General features: G+C 70.9%; 21 protein-coding genes, 1 tRNA gene, 1 pseudogene and 1 riboswitch. Of the genes and pseudogenes, 5 read left to right on the top strand and 18 right to left on the bottom strand.

What is annotated here, in order from left to right:
- Positions 1 to 372 precede the first annotated feature (372 nt).
- Both I8N67_RS18160 and I8N67_RS18165 read left to right on the top strand, forming a co-directional pair.
- Entirely contained in the window at positions 373 to 2652 is a 2280-nt protein-coding gene (locus tag I8N67_RS18160; protein WP_307835272.1) for an ATP-binding protein, read from the top strand.
- A gap of 390 nt (positions 2653 to 3042) precedes the next feature.
- A complete protein-coding gene (locus tag I8N67_RS18165) occupies positions 3043 to 5010 on the top strand; it encodes a pectinesterase family protein (protein WP_200304174.1) in 1968 nt (655 codons plus the stop codon).
- 183 nt (positions 5011 to 5193) lie between these two features.
- On the opposite strand, the gene I8N67_RS18170 is transcribed toward I8N67_RS18165, so the two are convergent.
- Positions 5194 to 5349 (bottom strand): hypothetical protein, encoded by a 156-nt coding sequence (locus tag I8N67_RS18170; protein WP_200304249.1) that lies wholly within the window; start codon positions 5347 to 5349, stop codon positions 5194 to 5196.
- A gap of 52 nt (positions 5350 to 5401) precedes the next feature.
- On the opposite strand from I8N67_RS18170, the gene I8N67_RS18175 reads away from it, so the two are divergent.
- Positions 5402 to 5818 (top strand): tyrosine-type recombinase/integrase, encoded by a 417-nt coding sequence (locus I8N67_RS18175; RefSeq protein WP_307835273.1) that lies wholly within the window; start codon positions 5402 to 5404, stop codon positions 5816 to 5818.
- Between the two features lie 117 nt (positions 5819 to 5935).
- On the opposite strand, the gene I8N67_RS18180 is transcribed toward I8N67_RS18175, so the two are convergent.
- From I8N67_RS18180 to I8N67_RS18235, 12 genes are all read right to left on the bottom strand, one after another.
- Positions 5936 to 6009, bottom strand: a tRNA-Pro gene (locus I8N67_RS18180).
- 263 nt (positions 6010 to 6272) lie between these two features.
- Positions 6273 to 6848, bottom strand: coding sequence for a GNAT family N-acetyltransferase (locus I8N67_RS18185; protein ID WP_307835274.1), 576 nt, complete (start codon positions 6846 to 6848; stop codon positions 6273 to 6275).
- The gene (locus tag I8N67_RS18190) at positions 6845 to 7426 is read right to left on the bottom strand and encodes a helix-turn-helix domain-containing protein (protein WP_200304176.1); all 582 of its coding nucleotides are present in this window, start codon (positions 7424 to 7426) and stop codon (positions 6845 to 6847) included. The genes I8N67_RS18185 and I8N67_RS18190 overlap by 4 nt, the downstream gene beginning before the upstream one ends.
- 65 nt (positions 7427 to 7491) lie before the next feature.
- Positions 7492 to 8394 (bottom strand): LysR family transcriptional regulator, encoded by a 903-nt coding sequence (locus I8N67_RS18195; protein ID WP_200304177.1) that lies wholly within the window; start codon positions 8392 to 8394, stop codon positions 7492 to 7494.
- 45 nt (positions 8395 to 8439) lie between these two features.
- Complete coding sequence (locus I8N67_RS18200; protein WP_200304178.1) at positions 8440 to 9639, bottom strand: glycine C-acetyltransferase; 1200 nt, start codon at positions 9637 to 9639, stop codon at positions 8440 to 8442.
- 58 nt (positions 9640 to 9697) lie between these two features.
- The gene (tdh, locus tag I8N67_RS18205) at positions 9698 to 10726 is read right to left on the bottom strand and encodes an L-threonine 3-dehydrogenase (protein WP_200304179.1); all 1029 of its coding nucleotides are present in this window, start codon (positions 10724 to 10726) and stop codon (positions 9698 to 9700) included.
- Between the two features lie 279 nt (positions 10727 to 11005).
- Complete coding sequence (locus I8N67_RS18210; protein ID WP_200304180.1) at positions 11006 to 11563, bottom strand: GAF domain-containing protein; 558 nt, start codon at positions 11561 to 11563, stop codon at positions 11006 to 11008.
- The gene (locus I8N67_RS18215) at positions 11560 to 12159 is read right to left on the bottom strand and encodes a GTP-binding protein (RefSeq protein WP_200304181.1); all 600 of its coding nucleotides are present in this window, start codon (positions 12157 to 12159) and stop codon (positions 11560 to 11562) included. The genes I8N67_RS18210 and I8N67_RS18215 overlap by 4 nt, the downstream gene beginning before the upstream one ends.
- Entirely contained in the window at positions 12137 to 12508 is a 372-nt protein-coding gene (locus tag I8N67_RS18220) for a DUF742 domain-containing protein (RefSeq protein WP_200304182.1), read from the bottom strand. Before I8N67_RS18220 ends, I8N67_RS18215 begins: the two co-directional genes overlap by 23 nt.
- A 2-nt stretch (positions 12509 to 12510) precedes the next feature.
- Complete coding sequence (locus tag I8N67_RS18225) at positions 12511 to 12942, bottom strand: roadblock/LC7 domain-containing protein (protein ID WP_159775321.1); 432 nt, start codon at positions 12940 to 12942, stop codon at positions 12511 to 12513.
- An 80-nt stretch (positions 12943 to 13022) separates the two neighbouring features.
- Positions 13023 to 15239 carry an ATP-binding protein gene (locus I8N67_RS18230; protein ID WP_234045888.1) on the bottom strand — a complete coding sequence of 739 codons (2217 nt, stop codon included), beginning with the start codon at positions 15237 to 15239 and terminating at the stop codon, positions 13023 to 13025.
- A 474-nt stretch (positions 15240 to 15713) separates the two neighbouring features.
- Positions 15714 to 16892: an MBL fold metallo-hydrolase gene (locus tag I8N67_RS18235; protein WP_200304183.1), complete on the bottom strand. Its 1179-nt coding sequence runs from the start codon at positions 16890 to 16892 to the stop codon at positions 15714 to 15716.
- 223 nt (positions 16893 to 17115) lie between these two features.
- Between I8N67_RS18235 and I8N67_RS18240 the strand changes: the two genes are divergently transcribed.
- Both I8N67_RS18240 and I8N67_RS18245 read left to right on the top strand, forming a co-directional pair.
- Positions 17116 to 18294 carry a glutamate dehydrogenase gene (locus tag I8N67_RS18240; RefSeq protein ID WP_200304184.1) on the top strand — a complete coding sequence of 393 codons (1179 nt, stop codon included), beginning with the start codon at positions 17116 to 17118 and terminating at the stop codon, positions 18292 to 18294.
- Positions 18295 to 18337: 43 nt separating this feature from the next.
- On the top strand, positions 18338 to 18958 hold the full coding sequence (locus tag I8N67_RS18245; RefSeq protein WP_200304185.1) for a TetR/AcrR family transcriptional regulator: 621 nt from the start codon (positions 18338 to 18340) through the stop codon (positions 18956 to 18958).
- 99 nt (positions 18959 to 19057) lie between these two features.
- Here I8N67_RS18245 and I8N67_RS18250 read toward each other — a convergent pair whose 3' ends face one another.
- From I8N67_RS18250 to I8N67_RS18270, 5 genes and pseudogenes are all read right to left on the bottom strand, one after another.
- Positions 19058 to 19843: an SGNH/GDSL hydrolase family protein gene (locus I8N67_RS18250; protein WP_200304186.1), complete on the bottom strand. Its 786-nt coding sequence runs from the start codon at positions 19841 to 19843 to the stop codon at positions 19058 to 19060.
- Positions 19844 to 20026: 183 nt separating this feature from the next.
- On the bottom strand, positions 20027 to 20755 hold the full coding sequence (locus I8N67_RS18255) for a DUF6250 domain-containing protein (RefSeq protein ID WP_200304187.1): 729 nt from the start codon (positions 20753 to 20755) through the stop codon (positions 20027 to 20029).
- Positions 20752 to 22662, bottom strand: coding sequence for a rhamnogalacturonan lyase family protein (locus I8N67_RS18260; protein ID WP_200304188.1), 1911 nt, complete (start codon positions 22660 to 22662; stop codon positions 20752 to 20754). The genes I8N67_RS18255 and I8N67_RS18260 overlap by 4 nt, the downstream gene beginning before the upstream one ends.
- Positions 22663 to 23006: 344 nt before the next feature.
- Positions 23007 to 23306, bottom strand: a pseudogene (locus tag I8N67_RS18265) (transposase); the annotation flags it as partial.
- 565 nt (positions 23307 to 23871) lie between these two features.
- Positions 23872 to 24861: a LysM peptidoglycan-binding domain-containing M23 family metallopeptidase gene (locus I8N67_RS18270; RefSeq protein WP_200304189.1), complete on the bottom strand. Its 990-nt coding sequence runs from the start codon at positions 24859 to 24861 to the stop codon at positions 23872 to 23874.
- Between the two features lie 5 nt (positions 24862 to 24866).
- Positions 24867 to 25025: riboswitch (cyclic di-AMP (ydaO/yuaA leader) on the bottom strand.
- Positions 25026 to 25149: the final 124 nt, after the last annotated feature.

Below are 25149 nucleotides of genomic sequence, written 5' to 3' on the forward strand. Positions count from 1 at the left end.
GTCTCGCCGTATTCACCGACGGGGAGTTGCGCGAGGTCGGCTGAGTGGCACCGGTCGTCCGGTGCGAGGTTGGCTGCTGTCGGGGCGCTCGGGAGACCTCAGTCACAGCCTCACCTGGGGCCTATGGTCTGATGGATACTGTTCAGTGGCTTAAGTGTGGCTGTGTCCGTTACGTTGCCCCGAGTGCCGCATGCCGGAGTTATCGCCGATGACCATTTCGTGCCGGTTGCAGGTGGAGCGCCACGGCGACCACGGCAGTCGGGGCGGCGACAGGACCGCACCTCAACGGCCCGCAACGAACACGCTGTCAGCGAAGACAGGCGTCTTTGATGTTTCAGCACGGCTGCGAGCCGTTGGAAGGCGAGAAGTCACGTGACCACCCAGATATCAGATGTGGGGAATCTGCCCGCCGCTCTGACCACGTTCGTGGGCAGGCGCCGGGACCTCGCCGAAGTCCGCCGCCGTCTGGGGGCGACGCGGCTGCTGACGCTCACCGGTGTGGGCGGGGTGGGCAAGACACGGCTGGCGCTGGAGGTGGCCGCATCGGTGGCGGACTTCGTGGACGGGGTGTGGCTGGTGGAGCTGGCGCCGGTGCGGGACCCGTCGTTGGCGGCGAACGCCGTGGCGACCGCGCTGGGGTTGCCGGACCTGGGCACCAGACCGGTCATCGACCAGCTCGCCGCCTTTCTGGCCCACCGCGGTCCGCTGATCGTGCTGGACAACTGCGAGCACCTCATCGACGCCTGCGCCGAGCTGGCCCACGCGCTGCTGTCGGCCTCCCCCGGGCTGCGCATCCTGGCGACGAGCCGCCGTACGCTCGGAATTCCCGGCGAGCGCGTCTTCACCGTCTCTCCGCTGGCGCCGGACGACGCGGTGGAACTGCTGCGGGACCGGACCACCGCCGTGCGCCCGGAGTTCCGGATCACCGACGGCAACCGCGCCCAGGTCCGCCGGCTGTGCGACGGCCTCGACAGGCTGCCGCTGGCCATCAAACTGGCCGCGTTCCGGCTGCGGACCCTCACCGTCGACGAGGCGGTGAACCGGCTGGAGGACCGCTTCGCCCTGCTCACGAACGGCAGCCGGGTCGCCCGGCCGCACCAGCGGACGCTACGTGCGTTGATCGACTGGAGCCACGAGCTGTGCACCCCGGCTGAGCGGCTGCTGTGGAACCGGTTGTCGGTCTTCGCCGACGATTTCGGCCTGGACGCGGCCGAGGCCGTCTGCGCGGGCGACGGCATCGGCCGGGACGAGGTGCTCGATCTCCTCGACCGGCTGGTCGCCCAGTCCGTCGTCCTGCCCACCGAGCACGAGGGCCCGCCGCGCTACCGGCTGCTGGAGACGATCCGCCAGTACGGGCGGGAGCGGCTCGCCGAGTCCGGTGAGGAGGAAGGGCTGCTGCGGCGGCACCGGGACTTCTTCCTCGCCCTCGCCCAGCGCCTCGCCGACCGCTGGTGCGGCCCCGGCCAGCAGGAGGGCCTGGTCCGGCTGCGGACCGAACACGCCAATCTGCTGGCGGCACTGGACTGCGGCGGTGACCCGCAGGCCGTGCTGGCGCTCGCCGCGGCGCTGCGCTTCCACTGGTGCGTCGGCGGGTTCCTCGGTGAGGGGCGCCGCCAGTTCGACCGGGTGCTCGCCGCCGCGCCCGAGCCCACCCCGGCCCGGGCGCGGGCGCTGTGGGTCGCCGCCTGGGTGGCGGTGCTGCAGGGCGATCTGGCGGCGGCCCACCGGTGGCTGGACGAGGCCGGAGAGCTGGGAGAGCGGCTGGACGACCCGGTGGCGTGCGCGTATGTCCAGAGCCTGCGCGGCTCCTCCGCCTTGTTCCGGGGGCAGCTGGAGGAAGCCGTGTCGTGGTTCGAGGGCGCGGTGGCCGCCCACACGGCGCTGGACGAGGGAGCCGGAACGGTCTTCACGCTGTTCCAGCTGACCGCCGCCCACACGGCCCGTGGGGAGTCACGGGCCGTGGAGACCGGCAGGCAGGCGGTCGCCCTCGCCGAGGCGAACGAGGAGCGGTGGGGCCGCGCGCAGGCATTGTGGGCACTGGGCCATGCCGCCTGGGCACGCGGCGACGAGGAGGAGGCCATGGCGCTGAGCCGTCTCTCACTCGAGGCCCAGCGGGGCTTCAACGAATACGTCGGGGCCGCGCTGGCGCTTGCGCTGCTTGCCTGGGTCACCGCCTCCGGCGGCGACCACGAGCGGGCGGGACGGCTGCTGGGCGCCGTGCGCACTCTGTTTCGGGACATCGAGGCGAGCCCGGAGCTGCTCGGTCCGTACACGACCGAGCAGCACGCGCGGTGCGAGGAAGCCGTCGTACGAGCCCTGGGCCCGGCAGCGTACGAGACGGCCCTCGCGGAGGGCGGCAGCCACCGCGGCCCCGACGAGGCCATCGCCCACGCCCTGCGCACCGAGCCCGAGCCGACCGCGGCGGCCCCCGCCCCCGCGACTGCTCCCGCCGCGAGCCCGCTGACCTCCCGGGAGCGGGAAGTGGCCGCGCTGGTGGCCAAGGGCATGAGCAACCGGCAGATCGCCTCCGCCCTCGGACGCTCCCCACGCACTGTCGACGGCCACGTCGAGAACGTCCTGGCCAAACTCGGCTTCGGCTCCCGCGCCCAGATCGCGTCCTGGTGGACGGCCAACCAGGCACCCCCTCCGTAGGACAGCCCCGTAGAAATACCCGGGTCCAAGGGCGGGGCCCGGGCCCGTAGAAGTACCCATGGCCTCGGGGCAGACCCCGCGCCGATCCTTCCGGCATGACACACGACAGGGCACACCCCTGCGCCGCGGGTCCGGGACCCGCGGCGCAGGGGTGTGCCCCCCGCCATACGTCGAGGGCGGTCGGCAACCGGATCCGTGACAGGAACGCGCCCGACCGATGTCAGTCACCGCTTCCGTGCCCCATCGCACACGGCACACGGAAGCGACAGCCCGCCAGGCACGCCAGCAGCGCGTGAGCCCCCATGCCGGCATGAAGGTCACCGTCAAGATCGGCAACCGCCGCACGGCGCAACCCAGTCAATGGGTCGCTGACAACAAGAAGGAACCCAAGTGACGAACTCGGAACAGGGCTTTTCCCGTAGATCATTCCTGTCCGCGGCGACGGCCGTCGCGGCCAGCAGCGCTCTGGCCGGCGGCGTGGTGATGGCCGCTGCCCCCATGGCCGGCGCCGTGGACGACCCACCCCCGAACCCCAAGTGGGCCATCAGCTACGAACCCGGCACCGACGAAGACGGCGCCATGAAGGGCTACGGCAACCTGATCAAGGCCATCAAAGTACAATGCAGCGACCACAGGGTCGACCCCTACGCGGGGACCAGCCGCCGGGGGCACCCCGTCCACGTGACCGCCGACGTCGCTGCGAATGCATACGTAAACGTCGAGCTGCAAACCGAGGACCGGACCCTGGCCGTCAAGGTGTACATTCGCCGGCGGGACAGCTACATCATGGGATGGCGGCAGGGCGTTGCCGTGCCGGGCACCGAGGGCAGTCAGATACAATGGGGCCGCATCTTCACACTGGAACTAACGGCGGAGTATGGGCAGCCCTCGGCGCTGCCAGGGATCACAGAGGCGAACACACGCACGAATTACACCGGGTTGGGCTCCTACATCAACCTGGCGCAAGAGGGCGCGAGCCGCACCAACATGGTGATCAGTCCGCAAAGCCTCGACCAGGCCGTGAGGACACTTGCCACAACCGACCCCGCCGGCGACCCCGTAGGTCATACCACGGCAGTGGCGAAGGGAATCCTGCAGCTCATCGTGGCACTCGCCGAAGCTGCTCGGTACCGGAATCAGGCGGACGCAACCGCGGTGGCCTTCCGCGATGGCCAGGCGTTCACCGTCACCGATGCCTACATGGGGCAGCACAACAGCTGGCACTCGTTCAGCCAACTGCTCCTGAGAGCCTTCCAGGCCGCGGTCGACTTCCTCGATACCCCCGTAAATATCCAGGGCATAATGGTCACTACCGCGACAGCACTCGCGCGCTCCCTCCAGCTGGCCCACCACTCAGACGAGGGCACCAAGACCCACATCAGGCACACGGAACTCTACGAGGCCGACCGGCGGCTCGTCTCGCCCTACGGCAGCGGCGACTACTGGACCGTGCAGGAAGCGATCAACGCCGCTCCCACCTCGGGCTCGAGCGAGATTGTGATCGAGAAGGGCGTCTACCACGAGGTCCTCACCGTCCCGAAGGACAAGAGCTGGCTGACGATCGAGGGCGTCACCGGCAACCGCGCGGATGTCGTCATCTACAACAGCAGGTGTCACGGGATGATCAACCCGTCGACCGGCCAGAAGTACGGTACCCAGGGCAGCGCCGTGGCCACCTTCAGGCCCCCCAACCTGACCGTCAAGGACCTCACGATCTCCAACACGTTCGACCGCGCGGCCCACCCGGAGATCAGTGCGTACGAGACCCAGGCCGTCGCGGTGGCCGCCCTGGGTGACCGGCAGACATACTTCAACGTCTCGATCATGGGCCATCAGGACACCCTGCTCGCCAAGGGGGAGACACCCACGACCCAGGCCCGGCAGTACTTCGTCAACTCGTTCATCCGGGGCGACGTGGACTTCATCTTCGGCAACGCCACCGCGGTGATCGACCGGTGCACGATCCAGGTGCTCTCGTGGCCCGGCGGCACGATACTGGCGCCGAACACGGACTACCGGAAGAAGTACGGGTTCCTGATCGTCAGCAGCACGATCACCACCAACGGTGTGCCGTACGACACGATGTACCTCGGTCGGCCGTGGCACAACACGGCGGATGCATGGCCCCAGGCGGTGGTCCGCCAAAGCGAGATTTTCCACGGCATCAAGGACGCGCATCCCTGGACCGACATGACGCCCGACTACCCTTGGTCGAAGGCCCGCTTCAAGGAGTACGCCAACACCGGCCCCGGAGCCGGCTACGGAGCGGACGCCCCGCAGTTGACCGACTCAGAGGCCGCCGGCTACACCGCCGAGAAGTACCTGGCCGGCACCGACGGATGGAACCCGGTCTGGTGACCGCGGCCGAGCTGACAGGCACACTGCCCACCGGCGGCGCCCCCGCCGCCCCGGCAGGGTGAACCAGGCGGGGCCGGGACAGCACGACCGTCCCGGCCCCGCCGCCCGGGCGAACGGCCGCAGCCGCCTCCGCGCCGCCTTCCGCAAGGTCGCGCGGGCCTTGCTGACAGGCGGAGTCTGAACTCAGCCCGCCGTCCACCCCGGCACCGTCGGCAGCACCTTGTCGGCGACCCGGAACCGTGCCGTGCCGTCGGGGATCAGGTCGTCCTGGCGCCAGATGGCGATCTCGTACGAACCGCCGCCGTCCTTGGCAGGCGCGGGGACTATCGCAGTAGGCAACACCCGCACCATTGTTCATGACCGCGGTCTTGAGCGAGGCCTGCGGAACAAGGTGGTTGAGAAGCAGCCCAAGACCCACAGCGGCAAGCGTGTCTCGCCGCTGCCCAAGCCTGTACACGCTGCGCTTCAGACGTTCGCCACGCGCCAGGATCAGGAGAAGGCCAGGGCTGGCGAGACCTACGAGGACTCGGGCTATGTCGTCGTCGATGAGCTGGGGCGCCCGTTCAAGACGGACAAGCTCCGTCGGGAAGCCCAGAAGCTCATGGGGGCAGCAGGCGTACGCCGCGTCCGCCTCTACGACGCTCGTCACGCCTGTCCGTCCTGGATGGCCAACAACGGAGTGCCCGACACCGTCGTCTCAGCGTGGGCCGGTCACAGTGACCTGTCGTTCACCAAGCGGGTCTACGTCCACCCCGACCCGCAGAGCCTCAAGGCAGGCTCGGAGAAACTCAGCGAGTTGCCCGGGTAGGGAAGATCATCCCCATCTGTGAGAAATCGTGAGACACCAGTCTCAGAAACGATCAAGGGCCCTGTCTCACATGATGTGATCCAAGGCCCTGACCTGCGACTACGGAGCGGACTCCAGTCGGGACGACAGGATTTGAACCTGCGACCCCTTGACCCCCAGTCAAGTGCGCTACCAAGCTGCGCCACGTCCCGTTGCCCGTCTGACCTGGGGTTTCCCCTGGATGAACGTGCATGGAAACAATACCGCACTCGGGCCGGTGGTCGCGCACCCGTTAGAGGGCCGCGTTCGCGGCCCGGTCGCCGCCTTAACATCACCCTCACCGCCGTCGCCCACGACTTCGGTGTCTGGCCCGCCGTCATCTCCTGCATCGAACGCGGCACCCGCCGCGACGACGACCTCGCCAACGCCTACCGCAACTGGCTCACCACTGCTTGACAGCCAATAGGAGCTTCACTCACCGGTGGCGGCCGGGGCCGTGGAGGTCCCGGCTCCCGGCTCCCACCTGCTTGTAGTAGAGCGACGTGGGCCGCGGGGTCCCGTGCGGGTCCGCCGCGTAGTCGGGAATCGTCCCTACGCGGGTCCAGCCGGCCCTGCCGTAGATGCGCTCGGCGGGGCTGTCGGTCTCGGTGTCCAGGTGGAGCAGGGTGACGCCGGCGTCGACGGCCGCCCGCTCGGCGGTCGCGAGGAGCGCGCGGCCGAGGCCCTGGCCCCGGCCGTCCCGGTGGACCATCAGCTTGACGAGTTCGGCCCGGTGGCGGCTGTTGGGCTTGTCCGGGAAGGCGAGGCTGACGGTGCCGACCACCCGGTCGCCGGCGCGCGCCACCCACACGGCGACCCCACCGGCCGACACCGCCTCGACGCGCCCCTTCCACCAGCCGACGGCCGCCGCACGGTCGAACGGCGCGAGGAAGCCGACGGAGGCCCCGCCGTCCACGGTGTCGATCAGCAGGTCAGCCAACTCCTCGACGCAGCCGATGAGTTGATGGGCGTCAAGCCTTTCGATCAGGGGCGCGGTCACGGTGGTGGTCACGGCGCCACCACCAGCAGCGCGTATCGAACATCCTCGGGTCCACGGCAGCGGAACCGCGTCGGCCCCCACACCCGCATCCGCAGACAGTCACCGGCGGCCAGCTCGTGCTCGACGCCCCGGTCCGTCACCCGGAGCGTCCCGTCGAGGACCCAGATGTGCTGTTCGAGGCCGGGCACGGACGGCCCGTCGTAGGCGATGTCCGCGCCCGCCGTGAGCCGTCCCTCGACCAGCTCACCGCGCATCCCGGCCGTGGGCGGCGACACCGACCGGCGTACGAAACCGGAGGCTCTGTCCTCCCAGACGGCCTGCTCCCCCGCGCGTACGAGGGTGACGGGCTCGGCCTCCACCTCGCTGAGCAGCTGGGACATGGTCCGGCCGTAGACCTGGCAGAGGCGGTTCAGGAGCGCGGCCGTGGGGCTGGTCTCGGCGCGTTCGGCCCGGGAGAGGGTCGAGCGGCTCAGACCACTGCGGTCGGCCAACTCCCCCAGCGACCAACCCTGTTCGGCCCGGAGCTCCGCCAGGCGGGCGGCCAGGCGAAGATCGACCGCAACCGCGGCAACCGCATCTACTTGTCTCATATTCGAGAAGCTATCCCGAATATGAGACATCGGAGTTACGGAAGACTCACACGGTTACGGGAGACTCACACCCGAGCCGCCTCCCCCAGCGCTTCGAGCACCGGTCGGATCAGCGGATGCCCCTCCGCTCCACGACGCACGGCGGCGAAGACGCGGCGGGTGGGGGCCACGCCGTCGACGGGGCGTACGACGACGCCCGTGAGGTCCATGCCGCGCAGCGCCGACCGGGGCACGAGGGCCACGCCCGCGTCGGCCGAGGCCAGGGCCACGACGGCGCGGAAGTCGTCCGAAGAGTGCTCCAGGCGTGGCTGGAAGCCGGCGTTCTCGCAGGCCAGGACGACCACGTCGTGGCAGGGGTTGCCGGGGTAGGGGCCGATCCAGGGATCCTTGGCCAGTTCCGCGAGCGGGACCTCGTCGGCGTCGGACAGCCGGTGGGTGACCGGGACGACCGCGTCGAAGGGCTCGGCGTACAGCGGGACGTGGGTCAGCCGGGGGTCGTCGGCGGCCGGGGCGCCCCGGTACTCGACGGCGACGGCGATGTCGACCTGCCGGTCCAGGACCATCGGGAGGCTGGCGTCGCCCTCGGCGTCCTGGACGCGGAGGCGGATGCCGGGCGCGGACACGGCGAGGCCGGCCAGTGCGGGCGCCACGACCTGGGCGATACCGGTGGCGAAGGAGGCGACCGAGACCGTGCCGGCCGCGCCCGAGCTGTACGCGGCCAGCTCCGCCGCCGCCCGCTCCAGCTGGGCGAGGACCGCGTTGGTGTGGCCGAGCAGGATCTCGCCGGCCGGGGTGAGCCGTACGCCCTTCGCGCCGCGTTCGACCAGGCGGTGGCCCGTCTCCTGCTCCAGGGCGGTCAGCTGCTGGGAGACGGCGGACGGGGTGAGGTACAGCGCGGCGGCAGCCGCCGTCACCGTGCGGTGGTCGGCCACCGCACGGAGGATGTGGAGCCGCCGCGCTTCGATCATGGGATCGATTCTCTCAAATGTCCGCTTTCGCTGACCGGGCTCCGTTCAGCCGTTCAGCTCCGCCCGCGCCGCCACGAACGCGTCGACCGCCCGGTTCACGTCCGCCGTCGAATGCGCGGCGGACAACTGGACGCGGATACGGGCCTGGCCCTGCGGGACGACCGGGTAGGAGAAGCCGATCACGTACACGCCGCGCTCCAGCAGTAGTTCGGCCAGGCGGCCCGCCCGCGCCGCGTCGCCGATCATCACCGGGGCGATGGGGTGGTCGCCGGGGAGGAGGTCGAAGCCCTCCTCGGTCATCCGGCGGCGGAACAGCGAGGTGTTCTCGGCGAGCCGGACCCGCAGGTCGCCGGCCGACTCCAGCAGGTCGATGACCTTCAGGGAGGCCGCCGCGATCACCGGCGCGAGCGTGTTGGAGAAGAGGTACGGACGGGAGCGCTGGCGGAGCAGGGCGACGATCTCGGCGCGGGCGGCGACGTAACCGCCGGACGCGCCGCCGAGGGCCTTGCCGAGGGTGCCGGTGATGATGTCGACGCGGTCCATGACGCCGTGCAGCTCGGGGGTGCCGCGGCCGCCGGGGCCGGTGAAGCCGACGGCGTGCGAGTCGTCGACCATGACCATGGCGTCGTGGCGGTCGGCGAGGTCGCAGATCTCGCGGAGCGGGGCCACATGGCCGTCCATGGAGAAGACGCCGTCCGTGACGATCAGCTTCCGGCGGGCGCCGCCCTCGCCGGCCTCCTTCAACTGGCGTTCCAGGTCGGCCATGTCGCGGTTGGCGTAGCGGAAGCGGCGGGCCTTCGACAGGCGGATGCCGTCGATGATCGAGGCGTGGTTGAGGGCGTCGGAGATCACCGCGTCCTCGGGACCGAGGAGGGTCTCGAAGACACCGCCGTTGGCATCGAAGCAGGAGGAGTAGAGGATCGTGTCCTCCTGGCCGAGGAACCCCGAGAGCCGGGCCTCCAGTTCCTTGTGCACCTCCTGCGTGCCGCAGATGAAGCGGACCGAGGCCATGCCGTAGCCCCAGCGGTCGAGCGCCTCGTGGGCGGCGGTGATCACCTCGGGGTGGTCGGCGAGGCCGAGGTAGTTGTTGGCGCAGAAGTTGAGAACCTCGCCGGGACGGCCACCGTCGGTGACGTTCACCGTCGCCGACTGCGGGCTGCCGATGACCCGCTCGGGCTTGTGCAGGCCGGCGGCCCGGATCTCGTCGAGGGTGGTGCGGAGGTCGTCGCGCACGGAGTCGAACATGGGGGAAGCTCCTAAAGTGCTTACGCCGAAGGGGGGTTGAGGCGACTGGCTCGTCCGGTCACGCGGTCCAGTCCAGGATGACCTTGCCGCCTCTGCCACTCGCCGCGTCCGCGAAGGCCACCTCGTGGTCGCGGTAGCCGTACCGGCCGGTGATCACGGGGGCGAGGTCGAGGCCGCCCTCCAGGAGGACCGACATGGCGTACCAGGTCTCGTACATCTCACGGCCGTAGATGCCCTTGATCGTGATCATGGAGGTGACGATGCGGGACCAGTCGACGGCGAACTCCTCGGACGGCAGCCCGAGCATGGCGATCCGGCCGCCGTGCGTCATGTTGGCGATCATGTCGCGCACGGCGACGGGGTTGCCGGACATCTCCAGGCCGATGTCGAAGCCCTCGCGCAGGCCGAGGGCGCGTTGCCCGTCGGCGATGGTCGACTCGGCCACGTCGAGCGCGAGGCTGACGCCGATCTTGCGGGCCAGCTCCAGCCGGTCCTCGCTGACGTCGGTGACCATGACGTGCCGGGCGCCCGCGTGCCGGGCGACGGCGGCGGCCATCAGCCCGATCGGCCCGGCGCCGGTGATCAGGACGTCCTCGCCGACCAGCGGGAAGGACAGCGCGGTGTGCACGGCGTTGCCGAACGGGTCGAAGATCGCGGCCACGTCGAGGTCCACCGGCACCCGGTGCACCCAGACGTTGGACGCGGGCAGCGCCACGTACTCCGCGAAGGCGCCGTCACGGCCGACGCCGAGGCCGACCGTGGCCCGGCACAGATGGCGGCGCCCGGCGAGGCAGTTGCGGCACTTGCCGCAGACGAGGTGTCCCTCGCCGCTCACCCGGTCGCCGACCGCTGTCTGCGAGACATCGCGCCCGGTCGCCACGACCTCGCCGACGAACTCGTGCCCGACCACCAGCGGGGTCCGGATCGCCTGCCGCGCCCAGCCGTCCCAGGACCGGATGTGCAGGTCGGTGCCGCAGATCCCGGTCCTGAGAACCTTGATCAGTACGTCTCCGGGGCCAATCGCGGGCTCCGGTACGTCCACGAGCCACAGGCCGGGCTCCGCCTTCTCCTTGACCAGCGCCTTCAACGCAACGGCTCCTGAGGGTGAGGCCCGGCCCGGGGCACGACGAACGGGCCCGTACCGGGGAGAGAGGTGGGATCGCAGAGCAATCTGCCGTACGGCGGCCCCCCGGGTCCATCGAGGTTTTCTTAACCTCCGCCGCAGCTTTCCTTCACACCCCGCCCGAGCCGTGGACGCACCCCGCCCGGTCCGTGGACACATCCCGCCCGATCCGCCGATCCGCCATGATGTGCCCTCCTCCTCCGGGAGCCTCAAGCCCTCCGGGAGCCACAGACGGTACGGCCGCTACGGGAACGCCTCCCGCCCCTCGATCTGCCCGGCCAGTTCCGCGGCCATGGCCTTGATGGTCTCCAGGCCCGCCCTGCCCCAAGGACGCGGCTTCACATCGAGGACGCAGATCGTGCCGAGGGCGATGCCGGTACGGTCGATCAGCGGGGCACCGAGGTAGGAGCGGATGCGGTGGTCGTCGACGACGGGATTCCCCGCGAACTTCGGGTATTCGCGCACGTCTTCGAGGACCAGGGCCTTGCGCCGGACCACCACATAGGGGCAGAAGCCGTGGTCCCGGGCCAGATAGCGATCCGCCCCGAGTACCGCCATCTCTCCCGTCGGCTCCGCCGGCACATGCACGCCGGCGAAGAACTGCCGGTTCTCGTCGATGAAGTTGACCATCGCGTACGGCACCGAGGCGACCTCGGCGAGCCGGTCCGCGAAGGCGTCGAAGACCGGTTCGGCGTACTCCCCGAGTCCGAGCGACCGCAGCCGCCCCACCCGCTCGGGAGCGTCCCGGTCCTCGGGGGTCAGGAGCAGTCGGCCGGTCGGACGCGGTGGGTCGTACGTCACGTGTGGGCTCCGTGGCTGGGGAGCTGGTCCGGGGCGTGGGCGAGAAGGTGCCGTACGAGAGTCAGCAGGGTCTGGACGCCCGAGCTGGAGATCCGGGCGTCGCAACAGACGACGGGGATCTCCGGATCGAGGTCGAGGGCCGCGCGCACCTCGTCGGCGTCGTAGCGGAAGGAACCGTCGAACTCGTTGATGGCGACGATGAAGCCGAGGCCGCGCTGCTCGAAGAAGTCGACGGCGGCGAAACAGTCCTCCAGGCGGCGGGTGTCGGCGAGGATGACCGCGCCGAGGGCTCCTTCGGAGAGTTCGTCCCACATGAACCAGAAGCGTTGCTGGCCGGGTGTGCCGAACAGATAGAGCACATGGCGTGGGTCGAGCGTGATGCGGCCGAAGTCCATCGCGACGGTCGTCTCGACCTTGTTCTCGATGCCGTCGAGATTGTCGGTCGCGGCGCTCACTGTGGTGAGCAGTTCCTCCGTGCTCAGCGGCGCGATCTCGCTCACCGCGCCGACGAAGGTCGTCTTGCCGACCCCGAACCCTCCCGCCACCAGGATTTTGAGTGCGGTGGGAAAGGGGTCAGAGCTGTCGTCGTAGTCCATCGAGCACTGCCTCCAGAAGAGACCGGTCTGTCGGGTTGTGGTGGAAAACCGGGGGTTTGGTGGTAAGGGCCCCGCAGTCGACGAGGTCGGACAGCAGCACCTTGGTCACTGCCACCGGCAGCTTCAGATGAGCCGCGACCTCGGCGACCGAGATGGGTGCCCGGCACAGGTCCAGTGCGGTTGCGTGTTCGGGGCCCAGATAGCCGAGGGGGGTCGCCCCGGTGGCCATCACCTGTGAGAGGAGATCGAGTGCGGTGGTCGGCCGGGTACGGCCGTTGATGACGGTGTAGGGGCGTACCAGACGCCCGGCGGCGTCGTCATACAGAGGTCCGTCGCCGGCCGCGGGCACTCTCAAGGCCTCATCGCGGAGGGTTCGACGGCCTGACGGGGCTGGGTGACCAGGTACGGGCGGACGCTCTTGACGAGCATCGCCATCTCGTAGCCGAGAACGGCGGCGTCGGCCTCGCGCCCGGCGAGCACGGCGAGGCAGGTGCCGGAGCCCGCGGTGGAGACGAAGAGCAGGGTCGAGTCGAGTTCGACGACGACCTGGCGCACCTCGCCGCCGTCGCCGAAGCGGACGCCCGCGCTGCGTCCGAGGGAGTACAGGCCGGAGGCCAGGGCGGCCATGTGGTCGGCGCTGTCCGGGTCGAGGCCGTGGACCGACTTCACGAGTCCGTCGCAGGAGAGCAGCACCGCGCTCGTGGTGTGCGGCACGCGCTGCACGAGGCCGCTCATCAGCCAGTCGAGATCGGATACATGGCCGGTCGGCGCATCGCTCGCCATGGTGGATCGACTCCTTGGGGTGCGTTGGTCTGCGGGAGCGGAGGGGGTTGGGGTGGGGAGGGGGGCGGTGAGGGGGGTTTTCATCCGGCCGGTGTGCTCCCGTCCTGCCGGGGCGTGAGGTCGTGCGCAGCGTCGGGGACCGACGGCGGTACGGCTATGGGGGTGGCCGGGGCGACCCCCCTGGGGTGTCCGCCCAGGGGCTGCGTGGCGTCCTTGTGGGGCGCGTCCATGTGAGCCAGCTCCATGTGGAGTGCGTCCGGGCGGGCCGGGTCGATACGCGATGGTGAGTCGAGTCGGCTGCCACTCTCGATGCGGCCGGTGTCGATACGTCCCATGTCGATGCGGTCCGTGTCCACGCGGCCCGTGTCGATGCGAGCCGAGGCGTCCGGGGGTGCCAGGTCCACGGGGGGCGTGCCGAGCGTCGAGGTGTCCCAGTCGGAGTTCTCCGTCTGGCGGGCCTCGGCGAGTCCGATGCCTCGCTGGAAGGCGGCCATCAGCCCGGGGTCGTGGCCGATGTAGTGGTCGGGGTCCTGGCGGGACACGGGTGGGGGGCCGCCGCGGAGCTGGGGCACGATGTGCTGCTGGGCGCGGCGGCGGGGCAGCTGGGGCCTGCCCATGGTGCCGCGCACGGCGCCGACGCGCGGGGTCGGGGGCTCTCCGGTCCGTTCCGTGACGGTCCGCCGGTCGTCGGGGCGGATGCCGGGCACGGCCTCGGCCGGGTTGGGCCGCTCCTCGCGGACGCCGCGCACGGGCAGCGGGGTCGGGCCCGCACCGGCTCTGCCCGGCCCCTGCTGACCGCCGGCCCGGCCGGGGCCCTGCTGCCGGGGCACGGAGGCACGCGCCGGGCTCGGGGCGGACCGGTGGCCGGACTCGGGGTGCGCGGTCTGCGTGGGTACCGACCGGACGGGCCGGTCGGCCGTCATCCGATCCGTCCCCGCCCGGTCCGTCACCGTCCGGTCCGCCGCACCGGTTGCGGACGCCCGCTGGGCGGTGGCGGGTTGGGCGTGCCGGGGCCCGGCGGCCGGGCGTCGTACGCCGGTGTTCTGCTGGGCCTGGGGCTGGATCCGCGGTACGTCGTCGGTGGCGCCGGGGTCGTGGCCGAGGAGGCCCTGGGGGACGACGAACGCGGCCTGGATGCCACCGTAGATGTTGGTCTGGAGGCGGACCTGGATGCCGTGGCGGCGGGCGAGCTGGGAGACCACGAAGAGGCCGATGCGGCCGTCCTGGAGGAGGCTGGCGACGTTGACCTGGTCGGGGTCGGCAAGCAGGGCGTTCATCTTGTTCTGCTCGGTGACGGGCATGCCCAGGCCCCGGTCCTCGACCTCGACGGCGAGCCCGGAGGTGACGAGGTTGGCGCGCAGCAGGACCTGGGTGTGCGGAGCGGAGAACACCGTGGCGTTCTCGACGAGTTCGGCCAGCAGGTGGATGACGTCGGCGACGGCGTGCCCGCGCAGGGTGCCGTCGACCGGGGGCACCAGCTTGACTCGGGAGTACTGCTCGACCTCGGCGATCGCGGAGCGCAGCACCTCGGTCATGGAGACGGGGTTGCTCCACTGGCGGCGGGAGACGGCGCCGCCGAGGACGGCGAGGTTCTCGGCGTGCCGGCGGATGCGGGTGGCGAGATGGTCGACGTGGAAGAGGCCCTTGAGGAGATCCGGGTCCTCGATCTCGTTCTCCAGGTCGTCGAGAATGGAGATCTCGCGCTGCACCAGGGACTGGAGTCGGCGGGCCAGGTTCACGAAGACTTCGAGCTTCTGTTCGCTGCCCGCGTGACTGGAGAGCTGGGAGGCCTGGACGACGGCGGTGACGGCGCTGTCGTGGGCACGGTCCAGGTCGGCGGCGAGCAGCTCGAAGTCGTCGGCGTCCGCGGCGGTCTTGGCGCGCGGGCCGCGGGCGGGCGGCTGGTCGCCGCGCCGGAGCGCGTCGACGAGGGCCCGCAGGTCGTCCTCGCTCTTGGTGCTGACCTGGCGCAGGGCGGCCAGGCGATCGCGTACGGACCTGGCCGTGCGGCCGGCCGCCACGGCGGCGATCGCCATGCCGGCCAGGGCCACGGCGGCGGTTCCGGCGAGGACCGCCCACAGGGTGAGGCTGGGGCGGGCGCCGCCGGCGCGGACCGTGAAGAGGACTGCGGCGCAGGCGCTGAGGGCCACCGCGGTGGGAGGCAGGACCGCGAGGCGCAGCAGTTGTGGCCGTATGTGGATCTCGGGCAGCGAGGGGACGGCGCGGGTGGCCGATCGCCCGTGCCGCCCGCCCTCACGGCGGTCTGCGCGTGCGGCCGGTGCGCGAAGGTGAGACATCAGCGTCCTCGTACTGGTCCGTCTGGGGGTGGGGGGTGCCGCGTCTGGGCGTCTTGTGGCATGCGCCATCACGTGTCGGTCGGGAGAGTCCAAGAATTCGGCCCTGCGTCGTCCGACGGCAACTCACAGTAGTCGCCAACGCGTCATGAGCGGTGCGCAGTTGACAAAGAACTCCGCGAATCGCCCCGCTCTGGTATGAGGGTTCGTACGACAGGCCGATAATTCTTCGGACGCATGTTCCTGCTTGATTCTTTTTGCGTCTACATTTCGATCATGGCTGGTCAGAACAGGTCGAGAACAAACAATGAGGGCCGGTGAGCAATTCGCTCACCGGCCCTCACCGTCAATCAAAAAATCACCCTGTCGGGAGAATTCGCACCCCGTTCACGGTGCCGGTCCCCTCTCGGCACGAGAGCGACGCCGTGCGCAGCGCGCCCGCCAACGGCCAAATGCGCCTGCGCCCCGCAGAGCGCGTCAGTTCTCCGCCACCAGGTCCAACTGCTCCCCGACCGGCGGCCACGCGGGCCAGCCCGCCGTCGGCCGCTGGGCCACGGCGCGCCACCAGGGGTTCACCGGCGGCGTGCTTTTCGGCTCGAACGGCTCGCCCGGCTGCGGCGCCGCCATCGTCACCCCCGAGCCGTGCGCGGCCCACATCATGCGCTCCCCCGGCTCGGCCCAGGGGTGCAACGCCAGGTTGAACGTCGCCCAGTGGATCGGCATCAGCACACCGCTCGGCTCCCCGCCCTGAAGGTCGAGGTGGGTCTGCAACCCCTCCTCCGGGGTCATGTGGATGTCGGGCCAGAACTCGGCGTACGCGCCGACCTGGATCATCGTGATGTCGAACGGGCCGTGCTCGGCGCCGATGTCCTTGAAGCCCTCGAAGTACCCGGTGTCGCCGCTGTGGTAGATCCGGTGCTCGTCACCGGCGACGACCCAGGAAGCCCACAGCGTGTGCTGGGTGTTGCGCAGGCCACGGCCGCAGAAGTGCCGGGCGGGGGTGGCGGTCAGGGTGAGGCCGCCGACCTTCGTCGCCTCGTTCCAGTCCAGCTCACGGATCCGTGCCTCGGCGACGCCCCAGTGCTCCAGGTGGGCCCCGACACCGAGGGGCACGGCGAAGACAGTGTCCGTGCCGGCCAGTGCCTTGATCGTGGGCATGTCCAGGTGGTCGTAGTGGTCGTGGGAGATGACGACGACATCGACCGGGCCGAGCGCGGCCAGCGGCATCGGCACGGGGTGCAGCCGCTTGGGCCCGGCGAAGGCGAACGGGGAGCAGCGCTCACCCCAGACCGGGTCGAAGAGCACCCGGTGCCCGTCGATCTCGGCGAGCACGCTGGAGTGGCCCATCCAGGTGATCCGAAGGCCGCTCGCGGGGGGTTTGGCCAGGTCGGCGAGGGTCGTGGGGTGCACGGGGATCAGTCCGGCCGGGGTGCGCAGGACGCGCTCCTCCTTGCGGACGAAGCTCTTCGCCATCTCCCTCGCGGCGCTGCCGGAGGGGCGGATGCTCGCGGCCTGGGGGTTCACGAAGACGCCGTTCGCGAAATGCGGGGATCTACGGATCCGCTCCAGACGGGCACCGCTCGGGTCCGCGCCGAAAGCGGCGGGCCGGGCTGCGCGCAGCCCCGAGCTCAGAGAACGGGATGCGGAACCGGACACGGCACCTCCTGGTGGCTTCGCTCAGGCATCCCATTATGGTCCGCCCCTCCGACAGCGCCGGGTCCACCCCGGCACTGCGCGATGACACACTGACCAACTATTCAGTAGGGCCCCTTGTTCCCTACGCCCCCCACCGATCCCCGCAGGTCACTGAAGGTCCCCGCAGATCCCCGCCCGCCCCCACTCGCCCCCGGCACCCCAAGGCCAGCCCCGAGGAGCCCGCATGTCCACCCCCTTCCTGTCGCTCACCTGGACCGACCACGTAACAGGTCAGCGGGGCTTTCTCGTCGTGGACCGGCTGGTGCGCGGGGTGTCCAGCGGCGGGCTGCGGATGCGGCCGGGCTGCACGCTCGACGAGGTCGCCGGGCTCGCCCGTGGCATGACCATGAAAGAGGCGCTGCACTACGACCCCGACGGCCGCTACGTCCCGCTCGGCGGCGCCAAGGGCGGCATCGACTGCGATCCCCGGGACCCACGGGCGTACGGCGTCCTGGTGCGCTACCTGCGCGCGATGCGCCCGTACGTCGAGAGCTGCTGGACCACGGGCGAGGATCTCGGGCTCAGCCAGGACCTCGTGGACCGGGCGGCCGTCGAGGCGGGGCTCGTGTCGACGGTCCAGGCCGTGTATCCGCTGCTGGACGACGAGGCGGCGGCCCGGCGGCGGCTCGCGGACGCCTTCGCCGTCGAGGTGGACGGCATCGGCCTCGACGAGCTGGTCGGCGGCTGCGGCGTAGCCGAGTCCGTACTCACGGCCCTGGACCGGGCCGGACTGCCGTACGCCGGGACGCGGGTCGCCGTGCAGGGGCTGGGCACCATGGGCGGGGCCACCGCCCGCTTCCTCGCGCGCGCGGGTCTCACCATCGTGGCCGTCGCCGACATCAAGGGGACCGTCACCAATCCCGCGGGTCTGGACGTGGACGCGCTGCTCGCCGCCCGTGACGCGTACGGCACGGTCGACCGCTCCGTGCTGCGCCCCGGCGACCGCGAGACGCCCGGCGAGGACTGGCTCGCCGCCGATGCCGACGTACTCGTCCCGGCGGCCGTCTCGTACGCGATCGACACCGGCAACCAGGAGCGGATCGGGGCCCGGCTGATCGTCGAGGCGGCCAATATGCCGGTGCTGCCGGAGGCCGAGGAACTGCTGGCCGCGCGCGGGGTCACCGTCCTGCCGGATGTGGTGGTCAACTCCGGCACGAACGCCTGGTGGTGGTGGACCCTGTTCGGTGACATCGGCCCCGCCGCGGACGAGGCCTTCGCCCACACCCGCCGCTCGATGCGCGCCCTCGTCGACCTGATGCTCGCCCGCGCCGAGACCGACGGCACGACCCCCCGGGCGGCCGCCCACGCCGTCGTCGCCGACCGGCTGCCGGTGATCGAGGCCCGTTTCGGCTGGTACCGCTGACGGCCGCCGGTCGTGGCTCACCGGGCGTGGGTAGGGTTGCCGGGTGGGCAGGGTGCGGTTGAGTGGGGCCGAGCGGCGTGCGGAGCTGCTCCGGGCCGCCATAGGGCAGATCGAGGCGCGGGGCGTCGCGGCGGTGCGGATCGCCGACGTGGCCGCCGTGCTCGGCGTGAGCAACGCCTTGGTGCTCTACCACTTCTCGACCAAGGAGAAGCTGGTCGCCGAGGCGTTCCGGTACGCGGCCGAGGACGACCTGGCCCATCTGCGCAAGCTGCTGGGCCGCCGGACGACCGCGCTGCGCCGGCTCCGGGCCGCCGTGCGCTGGTACGCGCCGACCGGGCAGGCCAAGGGCTGGCGGCTGTGGATCGAGGGGTGGGCGGTGTCCCTGCGCGAGCCCGCGCTGCGCGAGGTCACCCATGACCTGGACAGACAGTGGAAGGCCGCGCTCACCGAGGTCATCGACGAGGGTGTGGCGGCCGGCGAGTTCCAGTGCCCCGATCCGGCGGCGACGGCACTGCGGCTGACCGCCCTGCTGGACGGCCTCGCCGTTCAGCTGACGTCGTACGAAGGCGCCCTCTCGCACACACGGGCGCGGGAGTGGGCCGACGAGGCCCTCGCCCGCGAACTGGGCCTGGATCGCGAGGCCCTGGCGGCGGCCACCCGCTGAGCGGACCGGGGAGCGGAGGCGACCGCCTCTCACTCCCCGGTGGAAATCCGAACCCCGGCCGATCCTGTCCGGCTGGACCGGCTCAGGCCGCCCACCGGCTCAGGCCACCCAATCGATCCGCATCTTGATGTCGTCCGGCGAGAGATGCCCCTTCGCCGACACATGGTCCCCGGAGGACTCCCCGCGCAGCCGGCGCCCGATCCACGGCACCAGATAGTCGCGCGCCCACTGGATGTTGTCCCGGCGCACCTCGAACGTGCCGCGCGGCGGCAGCGGGGGCCACGGCTGGTCGGGGTCGGCGGGGATGTCGACCCCGAGCACCTGTCCGGCCCGCAGCGCGACCCGGGTGTGTCCGTCGGGCGAGAGATGCAGCCGGTCGCCGTCCCAGGCCCGCCGGTCCTGGATGGTCCTGAGGGACCACAGGTCCAGTACGGGACAGCCGTACCGGTCGGCGATGGCGCGCACATGCCCGTTGTACGTGGCGATCTTGCCGCGCAGGTGTTTGAGCACGGGGACGTTCCGGGTGTCGAAGCCGGTGGTCACCATGACGGTGCCGACGGCCGAGGTGAGCATCGAGACCGACCGCTCGAAGCGCTCCGCGACCTCGTCGGGATCGGTGCCCGGCCGGATGATGTCGTTGCCGCCCGCGCAGAAGGAGATCAGGTCCGGCTTCAGCGCGAGAGCGCGCGGGAGCTGGTCCTCGACGATCTGGTCGAGGAGCTTCCCGCGCACGGCGAGATTGTTGTAGTCGAAGTCGCCCTCGGGCATTCGGTCCGCGAGAAGCACCGCGAACCGGTCGGCCCAGCCGACGAACGCCCCGTCGGGGCCGGGGTCGCCGACGCCTTCGGTGAAGCTGTCCCCCACCGCCACGTACGACCCGATCATCGATCTGCTGTCATTCTTCGAATCGTCTGCCACATCGCCCCATGATTCACCTTCCGATGTGACCTACGCGACCGTATTAAAGGGTTGACGGTCGGTGAGATAGACCACGCGTCAAGTATTGGTCAACCCGGAATACGCCAGGTCGGGGCGCCGACGCTCCGGCACCCCGACCTGCCGGAGCGGTCAGTTCCGGCCGGACAACCGCCACACCCGGAAGTCCTCGATCCGGAAGTGACTCCAGGTGGTCCGGAAGGCGAAGTGCCCGCTCGTGTACGGCTCGGGGTCCTGATGGTCGAAGACGAGCCGTCCGTTGTTCCACCAGCGCACGGTGGAACCGTCGGAGACGATCCGGACGTGGTGCGGCTCGTTCGCGACGAGCAAAGGCTCGGTGTAGTCGTAGAGCAGCGGCCGTACGCCCGCCTCGCCGACGTAACGGCGCAGCCGTGTCGTGGTGTTCGTGTTGGCGCCGTACCCGGCGTAGTACGTCTTGAGGTGGTCGTACTCGGCGAGCGCGCCGCCCCGCGGAGTGGCGAAGAGGTCGTCGGGCGAGCGTACGTCGACGGCGTTCCAGAAGTTGTTGAGGTCCGAGACGCGGTCGTTGACGCCGCCCGCGGCGACCGGGGTGGCCGTGTACTCGATGACGTAAGGCCCTTCGAGGCGCCGCTTGAACCAGATCGTCACGCCGGCCGGTACGTCGACCTCCAGCACGCCGCGCGAGGCCGTGACCGTACCGCCGCGCTCCAGCTCCACGGCCCACCGGCCGAGGCCGTGGCGGAAGTCGTCCGCGGCGATCAGCCGGCCGCGGCGTCGGGACGGGGGCCGGGACGGTGTCGCGCTCGCCGGTCCCGCCGGGACGAGCGCCGCGAGGGCGGCACCGGCGGTGAGGGCTCCGAAGGCTCTGCGGGTGGTCATGACGCTCCTTCTGTACGGGTACGGCGAGGTGTCGTGATCGCGGGCTTGGGGACGCGGCGGGTCTCGGTGCCGAGGTAGTAGTCCGTGTACGTGGACTGGAGGTAGCCCCGGACGGTCCAGCCGAGGCGGTACTCGGCGTTCTGGGCGAGCGTGTGGATACGGGTCCTCATCGGCTCGGTGGTGGCGTGGAGGCGCAGGGCGGTGTGGTCGGCGGTCTCGGCGAGGATCTCCTCGCGCCAGTCGCCGACGAGGTCGCCGTGGAAGGGCGTCGCGTCGCGCGCTCCGGCGACGACACCGGCCGGGTCGAAGATCTTCGTGCTGGTCCCGGTCGCCGGGTCCCACTTCGACACCTGGGTGAAGTCGAGGAGTTCGGAGCCCTTGTCGCCGTCCCACCAGATACGGAAGTTGACGCTGGGGGTGGTCGCGGCGACCTTGCCGTCCTGGACGTTGTGGACGCCCGCTCCAGGGGCGGCGACGTCGGCGGTGGAGGTCCAGTACTCGTAGCCGGGGTGGCTCGGGTCGATGTCGCCGGTGCTGCCCCGGCCGACGTCGATGTCGGTGTCGGTGTCGTTCTCCCAGTCGGCGGGGTGCCGGCCGGTCACCAGGCGCTCGCCGGTGTCGGCGTCGTAGTAGTACCAGGGGAAGTCCGGGATGACGCCCAGCTCCGCCTGCTGGATCGCGAAGCCCTCCGGGCCGGGGCGGCTGGGGTCGAGGTCGGCGATGTGGAAGCGGTCGCCGTGTCCGGTGCCGTCGACGACGTACCGGAGCGTGCCGTCGCTGTTCACGACGTAGTTGCCGTCGGCGATCTCGTCCTTGCCGTCCAGGTCGACGTCCACGGTCCGGATCTGGTGGAAGCTCGTCGCGCCGCTGGTGGCGGGGACGACGTACTTCCAGCGCCGGTGGAGGTTCGTGCCGTCGAAGTCCCAGGTCTGGAAGAGGACACGGAAGGCGCCGCGACGGACGCCGACGCGGGTGACCAGCTTGGTGACGAGGCTGGGGTGAATGCCATCCAGGTGGGCGATGCCGAAGTGGCCGCCGGAGGGGCCGTCGGCGACGAAGTCGTCGGGGACGGGCTGCCGGGTGCGCTCGGTGCCGGTCGCGCCGTCGACGACGGAGACGAACTGGTCGGCGGGCGAGCCGGCCGTGACCCGCGTGCCGTCCGCGAAGGTCGTCCCGGCGGCCGTGTGGACCAGCACCTCGGCCCTGCCGTCGCCGTCGAAGTCGTACACGGTCACGTTGTCGTCGTTGCGGTAACCGCCGATCGCCGTCGACCCGCTGATCGCGCCGGGCGCCGGGTCGTTCGCGCCGTTCCCGCCGACCTGTGTGTACGAGCCGGGGCCGAGGTCGACGCTCCACAGCCGCTCGCCGGTCAGCGTGTACGCCTCCAGCAGGTCCGGCCTGTCCCGGGTCTGCGAGAGCCGGCTGACGACCAGCTCGTACCGCCCGTCACCGTCGAGGTCGCCAGGCCAGGCGTGCCGCACGGTGTAGCCGTCGGCGGCCGCGAGCGGGATCTCCGCGTGGCCGCCGACGAGGCGCAACCCCGAACTCGGCTTCGGCGCCCGCCCGTCGACCACCGCTCGCACGGTGTACGTGCCCGTGCCACGGCTGTTGTCCTGGTACGTCGTCGACTCGGTGATCGGCGCCCGGTTCAGCCGCCGGCCGCCCCTGTACACGTTGAACGCGATCGCGTCGCCGTACCGCGCGTACTCCGTACCGAGCAGCCGCCAGCTCAGGAAGGCGCCTGCACCGGACGGCACGACGACCAGGCCTCGGTCCAGCTTCTCCACTATCCGCCGCACGGGCGGTTCGGCGGCCGCCACGGGCGCCGGCAGCAGGCCGGCCGCCACCGCGGCGACGACGACCGCCGTGATGGCGCCGCCTCTTCGGCGCGTGCGAACGGAGTTCATGTGTCAGTGCTCCTCGGTACGGACGAGATGGGGCGACCGAGCTGACGCGGCCGCGACAGAAAGCGCTTGCAGAGATCACTGTGTCCGCCCCGTCGCACCACTGTCGAGACCGCTCACAGCCATGCCACAAGACCGCAATACGGTGATCATGAACGGTGGAGGGAGAGGTCAGAGAGAGGCCGTGGAGAGGCCAAGGCCTGGCCAGGAGGCCGACGCCGGGCCAACGCCGGGCCAACGCCGCCTTGGTGCAGGGCCCGTGCAGGACGGGGCCACGCCGATGGCAGTGGCGAAATCCCTTCGCCGGGCGTACCGATGTGGCCGGCGGCTTGGGCGTCCTTTCATGTGATGCCGCGCTGACGCAGCTGACGGCGGGGGCGGTAGAGGTCCTGGTCGTAGCCGCGGTCGGCATACAAAGTGCGGGTCGGGGCCGTTCGCCCTCGCTTTCCCACTCCGGCGGCAGCCCGTCGACCAGCGGCAGCAACTGAGTGACATCGTTGCGGTGCCCGCCGGTCAGCGACACCCGCAGCGGGATGCCGTGAGCGCCAGCGAGGCCGTGGGCTCCTGCCTGGGCGCGCCGCAGCACCCAACGGTCGCCCACCTCGAACCGCTGCGGCGCGGCGGCGACGCGCTGACCGCCGGCCCGCGCCGGTCCGCGCCATGAGGCCGTGGTCGCCCGCGAGGGTTGCCGCCGCCGCCTCGATCACCTACCACCTGGTCGACACCGATTCCACGGACGAGCTCATCGCCATGGCCGACAGTCTCAAGGCCCGGGTCATGGGCGGCGCCTTCCACGCCCCCTGGCCTGCGCCCGTCCGCATGGGCAACACCTGCGCGCCAGGACCGGATCGTGTCCCCGGATCCGCGCTGAGGCACCCGGCCGGCGACTCCGACCAGCAGGTTCGGACGCGTCCGGGCGAACTCGTCGGCAAGTCGCCCGCACCCGACGCCCGCACCCGAATCGCGCTGGAGACGTCCCCGACCCGCGACCTGACCCCGACGGCACGGCAGGCACGGCCGGAAAGCAGGCTGGTACACCCCCGGCGGGACCGCGACCGTCTCCGAACGGATCGCCCCACGATCCGGGAACGCCGCAGGCCGGACCCCGGGGATCATGGGGTCCGGCCTGCCGAGAACGGCGTGGGGCGGAGGCGGGCGGCACGTCAGGCGGGCCGGGCCTCTTTCCCGTGCTCCCTGCCGGGAGCGGGGGCGTCAGACGCTGACGCCCTTCGACCGCAGGTATGCCAGCGGGTCGATGTCCGAGCCGTAGTCGGGGGTCGTGCGGATCTCGAAGTGGAGGTGCGGTCCGGTGACATTGCCGGTCGCGCCGGAGAGGCCGATCTGCTGGCCCCCGCTCACGGACTGGCCCGCGGAGACGGAGATCGACGACAGGTGGGCGTACTGGGCGTAGTAGCCGTCGGCGAGCTTGATGACGACCTGGTTGCCGTACGCGCCGCCCCAGCCGGCGGAGACGACGGTGCCCGCGCCCACGGCCTTGAGGGTCGTGCCGGTCGGGGCCACGAAGTCGACGCCGGTGTGGTAACCGCTGGACCACATGCTGCCGGCGGTCTTGTACGCGGTGCCGACGCTGGCTCCCTGTATGGGCAGGGCGAAGCCTGAGCCGCTGGACTCCGAGGACTGGCCGGTCGACGTGGAGGTCGACGCCTGGGTGTCCGTCGACTCCTTGGTCTCCTCTGCCGAGGACTCGGAGGACTTCGACGACTGCGACGACTGGGTCTTCGTCGACGACTCCGGCGTGGCGCTCGACGCGGCCTTGCCGCCGATGGTGAGCCGGAGCCCCGGGTGGATGAGCGACGGGTCGGTGCCGATCGCCGCGCGGTTGTCCGAGTAGAGCTGCTTCCAGCCGCCCTCGACGTCCTGCTCGTCCGCGATCTTCGAGAGGTAGTCGCCGACCTTCACCGAGTAGGTCTCGGTCGCCGCCTTCTTGGTGGCGGTCTTCTCCGCCTGAGCAGCCTTCTCGGCCTGCTCGATCCGCGCGCCCGCCTGGGCCGCGGCCTTGTCGGCGGCGACCGCGACGGTCTTCTCGGAAACACCGGAAACGGCCGCGGTGGGCGTCGCGGCATGGGCGCCCGCGGCGCCGATCAGCGGCAGCGCGAGCGCCGCGCCACCGGTTCCCGCGGCAGCGATCGAGCGGGTGAAACGCTGGGACTTCGGACGGCGGTGCTTACCCTTCGCGGGCATGGGCGAATTCCTCTCCGGCGCCTGCGAGGTGAGCTGTCGGGTGCGGACTGGAGATGCCCGGCCGTGCTTGCGCACAGCTTTACCCCTAGCCGTTCCGGAGACCGGAACAGGCGGTAATACCTGTGGGTCCCCCGCTCCTGCCGTGGATCAGGTCGGTACGCGGCTCCGGTCGGCGGCAGGATTGGGCGTCCGTCCGGATTGACGCAGAACGTAAGCGACTTGTGCCCACAGAAACAACCATTGGGATTTCCTGTGGGCCTTCCTCCCTGATCCTTACCTTAATCCACG

Origin of the sequence: Streptomyces adelaidensis (assembly GCF_016598475.1) — a bacterium.
Lineage (GTDB): Bacteria > Actinomycetota > Actinomycetes > Streptomycetales > Streptomycetaceae > Streptomyces > Streptomyces adelaidensis.